The sequence below is a fragment of the Bremerella cremea genome (genome assembly GCF_039541315.1).
GTDB classification, from domain to species: domain Bacteria; phylum Planctomycetota; class Planctomycetia; order Pirellulales; family Pirellulaceae; genus Bremerella; species Bremerella cremea.
Map to the genome: position 1 here is coordinate 605,917 of NZ_BAABFZ010000005.1, position 17,068 is coordinate 622,984.

The window sequence follows — 17,068 nt, forward strand, 5'->3', positions numbered from 1 at the left end:
TTATGGCACCGCCCAACCTCGCCTGGCAACATTGCCAGCTTGGCAATTAGTTCGACTTCAAGCCGACGGTATTCTCGGAAACGACCTGGTAGTCGTACTTTTTTCCAGCTTCCGCCGTCTCGTCGACAAAGGTCATTTCCACCAGCGGTTGTACTGGCGTATCGCTGTACTGAAGTCCCTGAAACAGCGGACGACCAAAAGGATTCTTCGACTTCGCTGGGACCTGGGCGATCGATTTACCGTCGCGCAAGATCGTAAACGGGGCCAGGCCACTCTCCAGGTCGGCTTCTGCCGTCCAGGTCAACGTGTTGCCATTCACCTCCAACGAAGTCGGAGCAGGTGGAGGCGTGCTGTCGGTGACCTTCGAGTCGTGCATGTACTGAACCCAACTGCTGGCGATCGCCTGATTGGGGAACCAGATTGACTTGGACTTGTCGCCGTCGAACTTCTCAGCGGCAACCGGTTCGACCACGGCTACGTCGGGCTCCGGGAACGAAGTCAGCAGGCCATCCACTTCGTTAATCGAAGCCAACGGCTGACCAACATCCTCAGGCAGTCGCAGCGTCAAACAGGCATCGAGCCATGGAATGGCCAGGTAACGCTGATTGCCACATTCGTGGCTGGTGAGCGGATCGACCGAAATCGAAATCAGGGCCCCTTTCTCACGCATCTTCGTCGCGAACGTGTTCACTCCGGACCAAACTCCGGTGAAGCGTCCTTCTTTGACCGTGAAGCCTTCCTTCGTGCCCAGGTTGCACATCGCCGGAACGCTTGCGGCTGCTTCTGAGATTTCGTGTGGCGACGGACGCCCTTCTTTCTCGACGACCATCGGCACGCCAGAACGTAACCAAGCCGCGGCGACCCGTTCCGGGTGCATCAGCAACATGCCACCAGCCCAGTGGCCACCACCACTATGTCCCCAAATCGCCCAAGGCACCGTTGCCAGTTCCGGGTGCCCCGTCTGCTTGGCCAGATCTCTTAGGCCTTGCTGGAAAGCGGCCGACGAACCATTCCGTGGATCGCACCACTTCTGACAATCGGCGGTCTCTGGCTGTTCGTAAACGGGCGAAAGCAACGCACAGCCATGCTTCTTCGCCAAGGCCTGCCAGTGCAGGTCGAAGGCTCCCGTCTGTCCCGATCGGCACGAACCGACGCCGCAGCCATGCTGATGGACGATCACGCCGCGCAAGGTCTTCACCCCTTCGGGCAGCCAAATGGTGTAATTCACCGGGTAGATCAGCCCCCCTTCGTCGGTCGAGGCTTCGTAGCGCACGCGATAATAAGGGGCGGCAACCGGGACAGGATCGCTGTACGGGTTCTCGGCTTGTTGGGCCATCACCGACGACGAAATCAGCAACAACAGCAATAGCGAACGCATGGAGGGTTCCTAAGGGGGAAGGATGATGGGAGGTGGGTTCGCTCTAGTGTGACTGATCGCAGAACCGAATTCCAGTCTGGCTCAAAACGTTCTGTTTCGTTTTTCTCGGTGCCTGTCGTCGATTCCGGTTTTCGGGCCTGCTACGATAGGAAACTTGCCTGATGACATTCCTGCTTATCTTTCCTCAGCCCTGCGACAGGTACCGTCATGATTCGCTGCACCTCCTGCCCCTTTCCGCTGGTATTTCACCTGGCAACAGCCCTGTTGGCGTTGGTCTGTTTCGGCGAGTCATCGCCACTGCTGGCTCAAAGCGAAAGTCCGATTCAACTGCAAAAGAAGGCGATCGCAGCGAAGCAAGAGAATTACAGCAAATTGCCCCGCTTGTTCGGCACCACGAACATTCGCGAAACGCATCCACCGCTGAGCGTCCTCACAGGGGGTCCTCCCTCCAACGAAGAAGTCGAAGAACGTCAGGGACGCAAGCTGCAAAAGTTTCTGCTGGATGGCGACAGCCTGCGAGTGAACACTTACCTGAAAGACGACGAGATCTGGCACGCGTTTGCCTTTCACGACAACGTCTGGCAGGTCTACAAGAAGCCGGAGAAACGTTTGGTTGTGACCAAAGGAGGACGACCAGAATACGAACGCCCGTTCGATCCTCGCGACTTTGGCTTTCAAGACTGTGTTGAAACTCTGGAAACGATCGCCAACGGCGGCAAGCTGACCGCGACGACGGAAGAGAAAGATGGCGAACTGGAAAGCTTCACCCTGAAGGTGACCCGCGACTACAGTGGCTCTGGGACAACCGACGAATTTACGTTCACCAAGGCCAATCGCTTTCTGCTAACGCAGCGTCAGCATCTGGTCTTCAGCGACGAGATCGCCCCTCGCGTGGCCTGGCAATTTGACGTCACCTATCAGAAGTTTCCTGGCGCCGACGCTCTGTTCCCCAAACAGGCCGTCTTCACCGAGTTCACCTACGAACCACGCCCCCATTGGCTTAACAAAGCCTACTACGAAGTCGATCAGCTTCGCGTCGAACGCAACAAGAGCAACGACTTCTTCACCAAGATCGAAGTGCCGGAAGGCACCGACATCGAAAAGTAACGACGCACCCCTTCGCAAATATGCCCCTAGTCCGAGAACACCTTATGCCTCGCATCGCCCCTTGGTTTGTTGCCCCTGCCCTGCTGCTTTGCCTGACGAGTCGTCTGCTGGCGGAAGACTTTCATCCCGATCAGTCGAGCCTGCCGACGCCTCCGCCGGAAGGTGCCTCGGTCTTGTTAAGTCCTGAAACGAACGAGTTCCTCAGCAAGTCAGGCGGCGAGATCGACTGGCCCCTGGAAGATGGTGTCGTGACTTCGACCCGCGGTCAGAATCGGTCCAACCATATCGTCTCGAAACTTCACTTTCGCGATGCGGACATTCATGCCGAGTTCAAACTGCCGCCCAAAGGCTCTGGCAACAGTGGCATCTACATCCATGGCAATTACGAATTGCAGGTCATCAATTCGACCGGCAAAGAAAAGCTCGACCAGGGTGACATCGGAGCGGTCTACGGCTTTGCTCCAGCAAAGGTCAACGCCGGCAAGGCGCCTGGTGAGTGGCAAGTGTATGACATTCGTTTTCGAGCACCACGCCGTGACGAGTCGGGCAAGATCGTTGAAAAGGGTAAGATCACGGCATGGCTCAACGGGCAACTGGTTCAAGACGAAACCGAAGTCGACGAACCTCGCTCGAACTATCACCCTTATCGCTACAACACGACCGATTATTTGAAATCGATCTGGAAAAAGCAAAAGCAGACCTCGGTCGGCCCCGTCTTCCTGCAAGATCACGACAACGCGGTTCAGTTCCGCAATGTCTGGGTCAAGCCGCTGGACGACAAAGCCGTGCTGGTGGAAGGCTCGTAGCGCGGGCAATTCGCAAACCTTTCATGACGATAGGAACGCCATGTTTTCAATCGGACCAGGTATCAAAGGATGGATGTTGTTGGCATGCCTGCTGGGCGCCATTGGCTGCCAACAGCCGCATGTCGAAATGAAGGTCGCCTGGGAAGGTTCGACGGCAGAAGACCTGGCAGAGTACGTCAACGTCCACTTTCCGCAGATGGAACTGGCCGTCATCAAAGATGGCAAAGGAACCGTCTATTTCCAGCAGCCACTTTCGGACGTGGAAGCGGCTATCGCCCGAGAAGCACCGACTGCTCGCAGCGGCATGGTCTTCAGCTGCGAGGAAATGACGACCCCCATTCCGCCACTGCCGGAAGTCCACATGAAAGAGTCGCTGCACTTCCAATTGAAAGAGGAAGTCCGCGCGAAATACGGACTTTCGATTATCGATGTCATCGACGCGATCCGAGCCATCCCCGAGGAAGAGCTACCCAAAGTTTGGCGAAAAGTAAAAATCAGCGATCACGACGGGGGACTGATTTCGCTTGAAGAAGTCGTCGACGCGTCGACCATCCAGTCTCCTCGCCCGTTGATCATCGACCGTCGTGAATAAAGACGACCGGATGCGACGAATTCACTTCGGTGACGGTGCCAACGGCTGTCATCGGAACCAGGCACGGAAGGACCGGATGTTCTTCCTCGCCTCCCTACCTTCTAGGTAGAAGCTACCAGTTAGGGAAACTTATCCACAGTAAAAGGAGGGGCATAAATCGCTCGCCCACCGTTGCGACTGGGCGATAAATCGAGTAGTTGTATTAAATTACCGTTGAACGATTTAACCCCCTCGACAACTCTCACATCACAAAGCAGCCGCGCGCATGAGCGAACAGGAAGCCAAGACGGCCGAGGACAAGACCATTCTGCTGGTGGACGACGATACCGAGATTGTCGAAACCATGCGATTCGCCCTGGAAGCGAAAGGTTATCGCGTGCTGGTCGCTCGAGACGGCAATCAAGGCCTGGCCCTTGCCGAACGGGACGATCCCGATTTGATCGTCCTCGACATGATGATGCCGAAACGAAGTGGCTTCTTGGTTCTCGAGAAGCTGCGTCAAACGAACAAGGTACCCACTAAGATCATCATGGTCACCGGCAATGAAGGAAACCGTCACAAGGCTTACGCCGAGATGCTCGGGGTCGATGACTATATCCGCAAGCCATTCGCCATGGATCGCTTGCTGGGTGCCGTGGCCAAACTGATTGGCTAAAGGTTCAACGGAGCAGTGGAGCGGATCTTCGACGCCGATGTCTTGTTCGCTCCATTTTTCATCTACGTCCGCTGTGCGGGCGTTTACTCTGACGCCGACTTTCTGGCGTTGTTCGAGGTCCGCAACTACAAGCGGAAAGCCTCGGTGAGTCACGAGTGCCAAAGTGCCGCCATCTCTTCTGTCGATGGCTGGATGATGCTGGCTGACGATTGGGGCTACACCCTTTGGAATCGGCCGGCCACGCATCGAACGATCCAACGGCTAGCGAAGCAATACGACCTGTTCACCTGTTTTCTGGGTGACGTCGACGATTCTTATCACTTCGTACTCTATCGAGACGGACGACGAATCCGCGAGTACCAATGGCTTTGCCCTGCTCTTTCTGAACCCAAGGCCACCATCGATTACGGGATCCCTTTGCCAGGGGAAGCAGAAGCCAATCTGCAGACCGATCACTGGAAACGAATTGTGGAAGTTGCTGAATCGCTCGGTCTGAGAGGGCATCGCCGCGAAATCGCCATCCGGTACTTTGCTCCGTAATTCCCTGCTTTGAACAAGCATTTTCGCCGCGCGATTTCGCGGGAAGTCAGCCGTGTTGCCCTAAGACAAAGGATGCCGACGTTTCTGGACAGAATCTGCTCACTAGCACCAAAATTAAAGTTCCCAACCGTGGCAACCTCTCGATTTTAGAAAAAATACGGGGACCCGATTATTAACGTTGCTTCACACCGAAACCCAAACAACTTGCCACGTTACAACTCGTACTATTTTTCACAGGCGGAACAGTCGGGTGATTCCCCGCAATCTTTCTATTGCTTACAGAGTGCCTTCTGTCGATACTTTGAGACGAGGGAAGGCCAAGCGATCTTGTAGCCGATCCGATGCGAAATCTTCCCCTTTGATCTTTCTTTCGCGAACGTTCTTTCTCAATCGCGCTCGGCGTCTTGCACCGTTTCCTTAAAGCTGTGTGCGCCTGCGCGAATCGAAAGAACATAAGCTGGAAAGATACGACTTGGAAGAATTCGCAAGTTTTGTCATACAAGAAGCCAACGCCTCATCCCCAATAGTTTCGTAGCCGGATTGGCTCGCGATCTAGGCTGCGGACTGTGTTCTACCACAGGTCTACCGAGTGGGACTCGGTACCGAAACGCAGGAGGGATCAGCATATGGCCGGCGGTCGAGAAATCGTCTCATTCCTGGCAGAACGCCAGAACCTGGAACAGTTTCGCAAGAAGAACTGGCAAGGCACCTTCGAGGAATACCTCGACCTGGTCGCGCAAAATCCCGCGATCACGCGGAACGCGTTCCAGCGGTGCTACGACATGATCCTCTCCTACGGTGTCGACACCTACGAAGTTTCCCGAGAGAAGAAAGTCCATTATCGGTTCTTCGACGATCCGCTCGACAACGGGAGAGACGCAATCTTCGGGCTCGAAGATTCTCAGGTCCAACTCGTCAATGCCTTGAAAAGCGCTGCCCATGGTTACGGTATCGAGAAACGTGTTTTGCTCCTTCACGGTCCGGTCGGAAGCAGCAAGAGCACCATGGCCCGGCTGCTCAAGAAGGGTTTAGAACGCTACTCCGCGCTCGATGAAGGTGCCGTGTACTCGCTCGGCTGGATCGACCCGGCGAACCCCAGCGATACCTCGGCTATTCATTGGTGTCCAATGAATGAAGAGCCGCTCCACTTGTTCCCAGAAGAATTCCGCCCCGATGTGGTTGCCCAATTCCAGGAAGCGAGCGCCCTGGCAGATTACCCGCTGAACATCTCTGGCGAGCTCTGCCCGTTCTGTCGCTTCATGTACATGGAAAGCCTCAATCGGCATGGTGGAGACTGGTCCAAGGTTGTCCAAGACGTGCACGTACGGCGTGTATTGCTCAGCGAAAAGGATCGAATCGGCATTGGCACGTTCCAGCCGAAGGATGAAAAGAATCAAGACTCGACCGAACTCACTGGCGACATCAACTATCGCAAAATCGCCGAATACGGCACCGATAGCGACCCACGTGCGTTCAACTTCGATGGCGAATTTAACGTCGCTAACCGCGGCATCATCGAGTTCATCGAAGTATTAAAACTCGACGTGGCGTTCCTATACGACCTCCTGGGTGCCAGCCAGGAACACAAGGTGAAGCCGAAGAAGTTCGCCCAGACCGATATCGACGAAGTGATCCTCGGTCATACGAACGAGCCGGAATACCGTCGGCTGCAAAACAACGAGTTCATGGAAGCCTTGCGTGACCGAACGGTCAAGATCGACGTGCCGTACGTTACGCGTTTGTCCAACGAAGTGAAGATCTACGAGAAGGATTACAACAACGAAAAAGTCAAAGGCAAGCACATCGCCCCGCACACCATCGAGATGGCCGCGATGTGGGCTGTGCTTACGCGACTGGAAGAACCGAAGAACGCCAGCCTGACACTGCTGCAGAAGCTGAAGCTGTACGACGGCAAATCGTTACCTGGTTTCACCGAAGAGAACATCAAAGAACTGAAATCGCAAACCAAACGAGAAGGGATGTTGGGAATTTCGCCTCGCTATGTGCAAGACAAGATTTCCAATGCCCTGGTCGCACATCCCGATGCGACTTCGATCAACCCATTCATGGTGTTGAACGAACTCGAATCGGGACTCGGCAACCATTCCTTGATCACCAGCGAAGAGCAACGCGATCACTATCGCCAGCTCCTCGAAGTGGTCAAGGAAGAGTACGAGAACATCGTCAAGAACGAAGTTCAACGTGCAATTGCCGCCGACGAAGATGCGATGGCTCGTCTGTGTGCGAACTACATCGACAACGTCAAAGCGTATACCCAGCGGGAACGCGTCAAAAACAAGTTCACCGGCCAATACGAAGAGCCGGACGATCGCTTGATGCGGTCGATCGAAGAAAAGATCGATATCCCCGACAGCCGCAAAGATGATTTCCGTCGTGAAATCATGAACTACATCGGTGCCTTGTCGATCGACGGCAAGAAGTTCGACTACAAGACGAACGAACGTCTTTATAAAGCGCTTCAGCTGAAATTGTTTGAAGATCAGAAAGACTCGATCAAGCTCACCAGTCTCGTGTCGAGCGTCATTGATCAGGAGACCCAAGAGAAGATCGACGTCGTCAAACAGCGTCTCATCCGAGACCATGGCTACGACGATGAAAGCGCTACGGACGTACTCAGCTATGTCGCCAGCATCTTCGCACGAGGAGATGTGACCGGCTAAGTATTCACCATCAATTCGCAATCATCGGGTGCCATGCCGACGTCCATCGTTGGCAGGCATTCGAAGAGAACACGCAGCCATTGAAGGCGCAAGAACACCAAGAGTTGCCAGCAATCGCGTACCAGGGATGGTCATGAATCCGTTGAAAGTACTTTCGCGATCCTATCGCAGGTCCGATTCGGTTCCACTGCCTGACTCCCCCCAAACTCTTCTCGTTCTTTGCGTTTCGAACGGCATCTCTTCGAACGCCCAATCCAATCGTCGGTCACGAAGACGAACGCATGGCACCCGGTATCGGCCATCCAGGCTGCCATTGTCCCCTTCCCTGGTTTATTCACTTCGCCCGCTTCGTGCTTAAGGAGAAACATTATGGGCTTGAAGATTGATCGCGACGTACACCGATTTCGCGAAATCGTTCGTGGACGTATTCGTGATAATCTTCGGAAGTACATCACCCACGGCGAGATGATCGGCCGGAAGGGGAAGGACCTGGTCAGTATCCCTGTACCCAGCCTCGACGTGCCTCATTTCCGCTACGGAAAGAACAAAGGGGGTGTCGGCCAAGGGGAAGGCGAGGTCGGCGATCCGGTTGGCAAAGGCGACGATGGCGACGGTGCCGGACAAGCAGGCAACGAAGCAGGTCGTCACATCCTGGAAGTCGACGTACCGCTGGAAGAACTTGCCGCGATGCTGGGGGACGAACTGGAACTGCCCAGGATCGAGCCGAAGGGCAACTCCAACATCAACCAGTGGAAAAACAAATACGACAGCATTCGCTCGACCGGTCCTGAATCGCTACGGCATTTCCGGAGAACCTATGTAAAAGCCCTACGACGTCAGATCGCCTCGGGCGTTTACAACCCGCAGAATCCCGTCATTGTTCCGGTTCGCGAAGATACCCGCTACCGCAGTTGGACGAGCACGCCGCAGCCCGAGGCGAACGCCGCCATCGTGTATGTGATGGATGTGTCAGGCTCGATGACCGACGAACAGAAAGAGATCGTCCGAACCGAAGCGTTCTGGATCGATACGTGGCTCCGCAGCCAATACAAAGGGGTCGAGCGACGTTATGTCATTCACGACGCTGGGGCGAAGGAAGTGGACGAACACACCTTCTACCATACCCGCGAAAGTGGTGGCACGCGCATCAGTTCCGCCTACAAGATCGTGCAACAGATCCTGGAAAAAGAGTTCCCGTCGGCCGACTGGAATATTTACTGCTTTCAATTCTCCGACGGTGACAATTGGGGAGAAGACAATCGGGCCTGCATGCGAATTCTGCAAGAGTCTTTGATCCCCGCCTGCAACTTGTTCTGTTACGGTCAAGTCGAAAGCCCCTATGGCAGTGGCGAATATATGAAGTCGCTTGTCAACCAATTCGGCAAGAACCACGACACCCTGATCTTGTCTCACATTGAAGACAAAGATGCCATCTATAGCTCCATCAAGCAGTTTCTCGGTAAAGGTAAGTGAGGACATCCTACTAAGGTAATATCCTATGGCGACAGCCGATTTGAATCCCGAAATGCCACATCGTTTTCTGGTGCGCGTGGGCCATAACCAGGTCACCGTCGTATGCCAGACAGCGGCCGAAGCGATCGTTTTTGCCAAAAAGCAATTGCGTCGCGATCTCCCTCGTTTATGGGACGTGATCAGTTCGCTCTCGGAAAGCAAGTTCGAGGTTCGCGATCTCGATCAGTAGGTCGACATCATCCCACGGAGGACAACCGAATGCCCATTACGCATCGAAGCTTCGCGAATTTGCCGGAAGAGTTGGCCGAAGTGCAGGTCGAAATCGAGCAACATGCGCTCGATTACGGTTTGGACTTCTTTCCCACGATCTTCGAGTTGGTCGACGTCGACCAACTGAACGCGATTGCGGCCATGGGCGGTTTTCCGACGCGATATCCCCATTGGCGATTCGGCATGGAGTACGAACGCCTTTCCAAAGGTTATCACTATGGGCTGCAGAAGATCTATGAACTCGTCATCAACAACGATCCCTGCTACGCCTATTTGCTTTCCAGCAATCATTTTGCCGATCACAAACTGGTGATGGCGCACGTGTATGGGCATTGCGACTTTTTCAAATGCAATCAGTGGTTCAGCCAGACCGATCGCAAGATGATCGATCAGATGGCCAACCATGGAAATCGCATCCGACGCTACATGAACCGCTTTGGCGTTTCAGAGGTCGAGAATTTCATTGATGCTTGTTTGAGTATCGAAGATTTGATCGATATCCATTCGCCATTTATCCAGCGAAGCCGCTCGGAAGATCGCTACAAGTTTCGCGCTCATACCGATGAGGAATCAACCGAAGCAGTCGACGGAGGCGACTTCCGCCTGCCCGCGAAAAGCTACATGGACAACTTCATCAATCCTCGCAAGAGGCATTCGGACGAAGACGAAACGCCGCGACCAGCCCGGGCCATTCCAGTCCCGGACGAACCGACTAAAGACGTGATGCTGTTCCTGCTACAGTACGCTCCGCTACGTCCTTGGCAATTGGATGTGCTCTCGATGCTACGTGACGAAGCGTACTACTTCGCCCCCCAGGGCCAGACCAAAATCATGAACGAAGGTTGGGCAACCTATTGGCACTCGACCATCATGACCCGGCACGGCCTGCATGCGTCGGAAGTGATTAACTACGCCGACCATACTTCCGGAACTTTGGCCAGCAGTCCGACCCGTTTGAATCCGTACAAACTCGGCCTCGAGCTTCTCCGCGACATCGAAGATCGCTGGAACCGAGGCTGCTTCGGCCAGGACTACGACGACTGCGACGACTACGTCCAGCGGCAGAACTGGAACACCGATGTCGGGCTCGGTCGCGACAAGATCTTTGAAGTCCGTCGGATCCACAATGACCTGACCTTTATCGACGAGTTCTTCACGCTCGATTTTTGTCGTCGTTATAAGATGTTCCAGTTTGGCTACAACGACTCGACCGAATACTACGAAATCGAAAGCCGCGAGTTCCCCAAGGTCAAACAGCAACTGCTGTTCAGCCTGACCAACATGGGACGTCCCGAGATCTTCGTTTCCGACGGCAACTACAAGAATCGTGGCGAGATGCTCCTGACGCATCGCCACCATGGCGTTGAACTGAAGATGGACTATGCCCGCGACACGCTGACCAACTTGTTCAACCTGTGGAAACGGCCGGTGCATATCCACACGATTCTTGACGACCAGGAAGTGATGCTCAGTTGGGACGGCACCCATCACGAATGCGTCAAGCTCGAGAGCTGATTTCACCAAACCAACAACTGCCTGATCGTTGGCCCGAGACCCTATCGAGGCCGAACGGCTCAGACGAAGACCCGAATTTCATCGATTCATTTTTCAGAAGGAGGCCCAACGATGACCCAGGACATAAGGCAATGCCTGGATGACCATCCGGCGCCGAACAGGAAGTTCGAGACGGCGCTAAACCAGGGAAAGGTCACAGCGACAGACCTGACGGTCGAACGCGTCGGCGTCTCGACACGTCAAATCGATTACCGTTTCAACGAGGCGAAAAGCCATGAAGGGGCGAGCGACGTCGCGGAAAACCTGGTTCGCCGTGTCGACTATCTGCTGGAACCGTTGGCGATCATCGAACGCGATCCGGCCGAAAGCCAGATTCAAATCAGGTCGCAAAAGCCAACTCAAGATGGCGACTCGCGACGCTATTACGAGATGAACGTCGATGGCCAAGGCATTTCTATTCAGCGTTACAAAACGACCGGCACTGGTCGCGAAAGCGAAGAGATTCACCTGACTCGCGAGTCTTTCGAGCGTGTCTGCCGTGATCTCGACGAAGCTGCAGCTCCGAAAGGCAAGCCTCGGCCATAAATTGCCTGGCCCGCCGCAATCAGCATTGGCTCATTCGCCGACTCGCTGGCTGCGAGGGCCATTTCTTCCGCCTTTTTGCGTGAGACCGGACACTACTTCGTTGGTTGGTTTCGATTTGATAGACTGAGTCTTTCCAATCGAATTTCATTGAACCTTTGCGAGAAGTAGTTTTCATGAGCCACGGCCGCCCCGGTTCCGCCCCACTTCCAGAGCCCTCGATCATTCCAACCGAAGGCTGGCACTGCAGTCACTTTTATTACACCTTCGACCGAGCGCTGCTGACCGGCTTTACCCCAGAAGAACTAGCAACGGCCGCTCAGGAAATCATCGCGATCCTTAATCCGGAAGCGGAAGGAAATCCTCAGCGTCTTCAGGTTTCGATCGTGAGCGGTCACAAAGCCGACTTCGCCTTGATGCTGATGGACCCTGATCCGCTGGTGATCGATTCGGTTCATCAGAAGCTAATGGCAACCCAACTGGGTGCCGCACTCCAGCCGACTTACTCGTTCGTGTCGATGACTGAAATCTCGGAGTACGTCCCCTCGATCGAGCAGTATGCCGAACGCCTGGTCCGTGAAGGGGAAGAGAAAGACTCCCCTTCGTACGAAGCCAAGGTCAACGCCTACGCCAAACGTTTGCCGATGATGAACAATCAACGGCTGACGCCTGATTTCCCTCCGTACCCTGCGACTTGCTTCTATCCGATGAACAAGAAACGGAAGGTGGGTGAAAACTGGTTCCTGATGCCATTCTCCGCTCGTAACGCATTGATGGCCGAACATGCCCAAAGCGGGATGCAGTTCGCCGGGAAGGTTTCGCAGTTGATCACCGTCAGCGTCGGCTTGGACGACTGGGAATGGGGCGTCACTCTGTGGGCTCGCAACCCAGAGTACCTGAAAGACATCGTCTACAAAATGCGTTTCGACGAAGCGAGTGCCCGGTATGCTGAGTTTGGTCCGTTTTACACCAGCTATGTCAGCACCGCGGAAGAAATGCTGAAGCATTGCCGCATCCTGTAAGCTTTCCTTTTCCCTGGCAGGTTTCCGATGGCCAATCGCCCGTTGAAGCTCGACGACATTCGTCCACCCGATCTATCGGAAGGCGAGAACCCGTTCGCGGAAGATGTGGCCGTCGGAGAAGAAGCGGACGTTCACGCCCCAGCCGATTATCGCGGGGCGTACGAGACGGTCAGCAGATCGACCGGAATCTTGCTGATCATCATGGCGCTGCTGGGCCTGACTGCCAGTGCCATGCCGATGCTCGGCTTCGTGTGGGGAGACATCGGCGTCGCGTTGGGTTTCTTTGGCTGGCTGGTCGGCTGGCTGCTTGCCTTGCCAACCTTGGTATTTGCCGCCAACGATCAGAAAGCGATTCGCCTCGGGCGAATGACCAGCCGCGGACAATGGCTGGTTCACATTTCGTTCTGGCTCGCGCTATTAACGCTGGCCATTCTGGTCGGAACCGTCGCCGGTTACTTATTCCTCGGTTTCGATTGAGAAGTCAGGCAGTTCCAGCATCGGATTCGCTGGATCCGCGGCAGGCTTCCCTTCGCCGTCCTTCTTTTCGCTCTCCGGCGTTTGTGGACCACGCTTGGTCTTCTGGGCGTTGGGGACCAGGAAGAGCCGAACCTTAGTTCCCTCGGCCGGAATGTTCTCCGTGTACGCCTTAAACCACAGATTGTTGTTGGCGTCGGTGCTCTGAACCGGAACGTCTAGCATCGACGACTTGAAGTTGCTGACGCAGATCAGTTCGCCACCTTCCGCGGCATAGACCATCTTGCCAGGCAGCGTGTCAGGGTCGATCCCTTCTTCACGAGCCTTCTGCACCGCTTCGATTGTCACGTCTTTCCAGAAATAGCTGCCAGGAAACACCCAGTCGTAGCTCATCATCTTCTGGGTTCGTTCGTCTCGCACCCAGTCCTGAGCACGGCGGGTCATCAGCTTGCCGTCCGCATCTTTCCACTGAACGTAGACGTCGACCACTTCGCCAGAAGGTGCCTTGTACTCCGGATCGAACTGAACCGGCTTGCCTTGCTTCGCCCCAACGGCCAGCAGTGCGGCATGCACCACATAGGCATCCGCTGCCACGGCGACGATCGACTCGTGTTCCTTCGTGCCCCGCAGGCAGGCAAACATTTCCAGCGAGCCCTTTCGCAGGCAGATCTCGCCATCCATGATCACCATTTTGCGTTTGGTATCGATCCAAACCGGCATGTTGGGCATCAGCTTCCGGATAGAACCCTTCGGCTGCTCGGTGTTTTCCTTCTCCACAGTTGGTTCGGCAGGCTGAGCAGTCTCGCTCTTTTCGTCCCCGTCTTGGGCCCAAATCGCCGCTCCCGGCAAGCAACCGAGCAGCAAAAAGGCCAGAAGAAACCCACAGACGTTGCGATTGGTACGGCAAGTCATATCCATGGCAAAACTCGGTGGAAAAAGGAATACGAGGGGGGCGTCAAAGTCTGCCCACATTGCTAAGATGATCTATCTCGCGTGACAGGCCCCATTGGGGGAGCGTCACGGCTGGACGACATTCTAACAAACTCTCGCTTGATGGAAGCCATGGCCACGGAAACCAGCCCGAGCAGCAAGGACGACCAAGCCACTGTCAAATCGAAACTTCCCGAATGGGCCAAGCTGGCCAAGGGATCCGCTTACGGCGTGAGTCTCGACGATTGGGAAGCATGGAAGGGTTACCTCAAGAAGCGAGAAACGGTCGCGCCGCTGCAGACCCTGGTCTCTGGCAAGAAGACGTCTCCGCTGGCGTGGGCTTTCTTCGCCGACGACGCCATTGATGCCCGCACCTTTCCTCTACTGGAAACGCTGGGGGAAATCGCATCGGGACGAACACGTCCAAGTGCCAAGATCTCAGCGGAGTTGGAGTCGTGGCTGGAAGATCTCGATCGTCGAATTGCCGAACGGAACCTGGTGCTGGAACTGCTGGCCTGGTGCCACGCCCTGCCGAACCTCGCCGCCGTGCTGAGCGATTCGCTGTGGTGGAAGACGCTCGACGTCCTGGTTAGCCATGCCAACGATGCCGCGGCAACCAACTTTGAAAACAAGATATTCGAGCAAGGCCTCGCAGGCGAACTGCCGCTGACCTTGGCTTACCTCTTCCCGGAACTGAAGGCCTGCCGCCAGCTTGGCAAACCTGCCACACGGATCCTGGACGAGGGAATGCAGGCCCTGACCGATGGCGAAGGCTTGCTGAAGGTCGATCAACTGCTGCACATGCGAGCCTTGCTGGCCTGCTGGACCCGTTCGCTGGTGATGATCAAGCGAGCCGATGGCCTGCGTCTGTCGAACGATGCCTTCACGCAGTATCAGTGGATGATTCGTCACTGCCTTCGTCTGACGCGTGCCGACGGAACCTTGACGCTGAGTCACGGAATTTCGAGTGCTTACAACCGTCACTTCCTCAAGACCGCCTTGATGGAAGGGGAAGATGACGAAGACGAAGCGATCGCCGAGTTCACGCTGCCGAAAGGAAAGGGCAAAGGGAACGGCTTCCACCTCCCCTTCCCTGCCTACGAGTCGGCCTGGTCGCAGTTTGCCTACCTTCGTCCCGATTGGCATCGCAGCAGTCCACGCCTGACGGTTCGTCACGATCTGGAACCGCTGATCGTCGAACTGGACTCGCGTGAAGATCAGGTCCTCAGTGGAGCCTGGGAGACATCGATCAAAGTCGACGGCACCGAACTGGCACCGACTGGCCCATGGGAGCAAGTCGGCTGGCAGTATGACGACGACGGCGATTACCTGGAACTAGAACAAAACTGGACCGAAGACGTTCGCCTGCAGCGTTTGGTGTTCCTCGGCCGCGAGGATCACTTCCTCTGGGCGATGGACACCGCCATGCTCGAGAAGCCAGCCAAGCGAATCGAGTACGAAGCAAAGCTCCCGTTCCCGTCGACGGCCTCGTTCGAGCAAGCAGACGAAACAAACGAAGTCCAGGTCAGCCTTCCGCAGTCGAAGATGACCATCCTGCCGGTCGGCATCAACGAATGGAAAAGCGACTCGGTGCTCGGCAAGTTCGGTGTGGTCGATGGCAAGCTCACGCTTCGCCAGAACGGCAGTGGCGTGGCCATGGTCGCTCCACTGTTCTTCGACCTGGCCAAGAAGAGCCAAGGCAAGCCGCTTACCTGGCGTCAACTGACGGTCGCCGAAAAGCTGGTCATTCAGCCACGCGATCGCGCGGTTGCCTATCGAGTTGAAACCGGGACTGGCCACTGGTGCTTCTATCGTTCGATGACCTCCAAGGCCAGCCGCACCTTCCTGGGTGTGAACCTGATTTCGGAATCGCTGGTCGCTCGCTTCGACGAGAATGGCGACATCGAAAAACTGCTGGAAGTGGAAGCCACTTGATCGCACGGTAACCCCATGGACACGCGACTTCGCGAAAACCTCGATCGCGTCCGAGCCGCTATTGCCGAAGCAGCGGCGGCATCGGGACGCAGCACGGACGACATCTGCCTGATCGGTGTCACTAAGTATGTCGACCTGGAAACAACCCAGGCCCTGTTGGACCTTGCCTGTCACGACCTCGGCGAGAGTCGTCCGCAACTGCTCTGGAACAAAGCCGAAGCGATGCAGGCTCAATCGCCTCGCTGGCACATGATCGGGCATTTGCAGCGCAACAAAACCAAACGCACCATTCCGCTGCTATCGGTTTTGCATTCCGGCGATAGCCTACGATTGCTGCAAGCAGCCAACGAAGACTGGGACAAGCCAGAGCCTTTGGCGACATTGATCGAAGTCAACATTTCTGGCGACAACGCCAAGCATGGCTTCGCCCCCGACGAGATCGAACCAGCACTGCGACAAATTGCCGCGTTGTCGAACCTGAAGATCGTTGGTTTGATGGGGATGGCTTCGCTGGAAGGTGGGCGGGATCAAGCCCAGCAAGATTTTGCGGCGCTTCGTCAGCTCCGCGATCGCCTTCAGGCAAATTGTCCCGACGAGATCTCACTCGAGCAGCTCTCGATGGGCATGAGTCACGACTTCGATCTGGCGATCCGCGAAGGAGCCACGATGGTACGGGTTGGCTCGAGCCTGTTCGAGGGCCTCGGTGGTGGACATTAATCTCGTTCCCCATCCCGAAGGAAGTCTCCTCGACCTGAAGGCTCAGCCTGGTTCCCGCAAGACGGAACTGCGAGGTCTTCAGAACGGGGCCCTGAAAGTATGCGTGACCGAGGTTGCCGAAAAAGGGAAAGCCAACAAGGCGATTGTGACTTTTTTGCGGAAGACCTGGAAACTGAAGGGCTCGCAACTCGAGATCATTTCCGGGGAGACGGCGTCGCATAAAAAGTTGCTGATTCGCGATCTGACTCCAGAAAATGTGTTGCAACTGTTGAGGATGTGCGGTGTCGAAGGGTAATTGAATGGACAATCCGTCCGATTAACCTTGCCCCTCCCCAAGGGTTGTCATAGGATCTGATTAGCACCCTAAACGTCTAATTTGGCGCATCGAAAG

General features: G+C 55.4%; 17 protein-coding genes. 15 read left to right on the plus strand and 2 right to left on the minus strand.

Going from position 1 to position 17,068, the window contains the following annotated elements:
• Positions 1-46: 46 nt before the first annotated feature.
• Complete coding sequence (locus ABD890_RS19365) at positions 47-1,378, minus strand: alpha/beta hydrolase family protein (RefSeq protein WP_345093653.1); 1,332 nt, start codon at positions 1,376-1,378, stop codon at positions 47-49.
• A 207-nt stretch (positions 1,379-1,585) separates the two neighbouring features.
• On the opposite strand from ABD890_RS19365, the gene ABD890_RS19370 reads away from it, so the two are divergent.
• The 12 genes from ABD890_RS19370 (at position 1,586) to ABD890_RS19425 (ending at position 13,098) form a co-directional block, all read left to right on the plus strand.
• Positions 1,586-2,485 carry a hypothetical protein gene (locus tag ABD890_RS19370; RefSeq protein WP_345093655.1) on the plus strand — a complete coding sequence of 300 codons (900 nt, stop codon included), beginning with the start codon at positions 1,586-1,588 and terminating at the stop codon, positions 2,483-2,485.
• A 44-nt stretch (positions 2,486-2,529) separates the two neighbouring features.
• The gene (locus tag ABD890_RS19375) at positions 2,530-3,291 is read left to right on the plus strand and encodes a 3-keto-disaccharide hydrolase (RefSeq protein ID WP_345093657.1); all 762 of its coding nucleotides are present in this window, start codon (positions 2,530-2,532) and stop codon (positions 3,289-3,291) included.
• Positions 3,292-3,331: 40 nt separating this feature from the next.
• The gene (locus ABD890_RS19380) at positions 3,332-3,883 is read left to right on the plus strand and encodes a hypothetical protein (protein WP_345093659.1); all 552 of its coding nucleotides are present in this window, start codon (positions 3,332-3,334) and stop codon (positions 3,881-3,883) included.
• 265 nt (positions 3,884-4,148) lie between these two features.
• Positions 4,149-4,538 (plus strand): response regulator transcription factor, encoded by a 390-nt coding sequence (locus ABD890_RS19385; protein WP_345093661.1) that lies wholly within the window; start codon positions 4,149-4,151, stop codon positions 4,536-4,538.
• Positions 4,539-4,553: 15 nt separating this feature from the next.
• A complete protein-coding gene (locus ABD890_RS19390; RefSeq protein WP_345093663.1) occupies positions 4,554-5,078 on the plus strand; it encodes a hypothetical protein in 525 nt (174 codons plus the stop codon).
• 626 nt (positions 5,079-5,704) lie between these two features.
• Positions 5,705-7,759: a PrkA family serine protein kinase gene (locus tag ABD890_RS19395; protein ID WP_345093665.1), complete on the plus strand. Its 2,055-nt coding sequence runs from the start codon at positions 5,705-5,707 to the stop codon at positions 7,757-7,759.
• Between the two features lie 369 nt (positions 7,760-8,128).
• Positions 8,129-9,232 carry a DUF444 family protein gene (locus ABD890_RS19400; protein WP_345093667.1) on the plus strand — a complete coding sequence of 368 codons (1,104 nt, stop codon included), beginning with the start codon at positions 8,129-8,131 and terminating at the stop codon, positions 9,230-9,232.
• Between the two features lie 25 nt (positions 9,233-9,257).
• Positions 9,258-9,461: a hypothetical protein gene (locus ABD890_RS19405; protein WP_345093669.1), complete on the plus strand. Its 204-nt coding sequence runs from the start codon at positions 9,258-9,260 to the stop codon at positions 9,459-9,461.
• A 29-nt stretch (positions 9,462-9,490) separates the two neighbouring features.
• Positions 9,491-11,017: a SpoVR family protein gene (locus ABD890_RS19410; protein WP_345093671.1), complete on the plus strand. Its 1,527-nt coding sequence runs from the start codon at positions 9,491-9,493 to the stop codon at positions 11,015-11,017.
• A gap of 111 nt (positions 11,018-11,128) precedes the next feature.
• Positions 11,129-11,602 (plus strand): hypothetical protein, encoded by a 474-nt coding sequence (locus ABD890_RS19415; RefSeq protein ID WP_345093673.1) that lies wholly within the window; start codon positions 11,129-11,131, stop codon positions 11,600-11,602.
• Positions 11,603-11,775: 173 nt separating this feature from the next.
• Positions 11,776-12,621: a hydrogen peroxide-dependent heme synthase gene (gene hemQ, locus ABD890_RS19420; RefSeq protein ID WP_345093675.1), complete on the plus strand. Its 846-nt coding sequence runs from the start codon at positions 11,776-11,778 to the stop codon at positions 12,619-12,621.
• Positions 12,622-12,648: 27 nt separating this feature from the next.
• On the plus strand, positions 12,649-13,098 hold the full coding sequence (locus ABD890_RS19425) for a hypothetical protein (RefSeq protein WP_345093677.1): 450 nt from the start codon (positions 12,649-12,651) through the stop codon (positions 13,096-13,098).
• Here ABD890_RS19425 and ABD890_RS19430 read toward each other — a convergent pair.
• Positions 13,078-14,013, minus strand: a complete 936-nt coding sequence (locus tag ABD890_RS19430; RefSeq protein ID WP_345093679.1) for a YdjY domain-containing protein — start codon at positions 14,011-14,013, stop codon at positions 13,078-13,080. The genes ABD890_RS19425 and ABD890_RS19430 overlap by 21 nt on opposite strands.
• Before the next feature lie 144 nt (positions 14,014-14,157).
• Between ABD890_RS19430 and ABD890_RS19435 the strand changes: the two genes are divergently transcribed.
• Genes ABD890_RS19435 through ABD890_RS19445 form a run of 3 tightly spaced genes read left to right on the plus strand, consistent with a single transcriptional unit; the run spans position 14,158 to position 16,972 of the window.
• On the plus strand, positions 14,158-15,960 hold the full coding sequence (locus ABD890_RS19435; protein WP_345093680.1) for a hypothetical protein: 1,803 nt from the start codon (positions 14,158-14,160) through the stop codon (positions 15,958-15,960).
• Positions 15,961-15,975: 15 nt separating this feature from the next.
• Positions 15,976-16,677 carry a YggS family pyridoxal phosphate-dependent enzyme gene (locus ABD890_RS19440; protein WP_345093681.1) on the plus strand — a complete coding sequence of 234 codons (702 nt, stop codon included), beginning with the start codon at positions 15,976-15,978 and terminating at the stop codon, positions 16,675-16,677.
• Complete coding sequence (locus tag ABD890_RS19445) at positions 16,664-16,972, plus strand: DUF167 domain-containing protein (RefSeq protein WP_345093683.1); 309 nt, start codon at positions 16,664-16,666, stop codon at positions 16,970-16,972. Before ABD890_RS19440 ends, ABD890_RS19445 begins: the two co-directional genes overlap by 14 nt.
• Positions 16,973-17,068 lie beyond the last annotated feature (96 nt).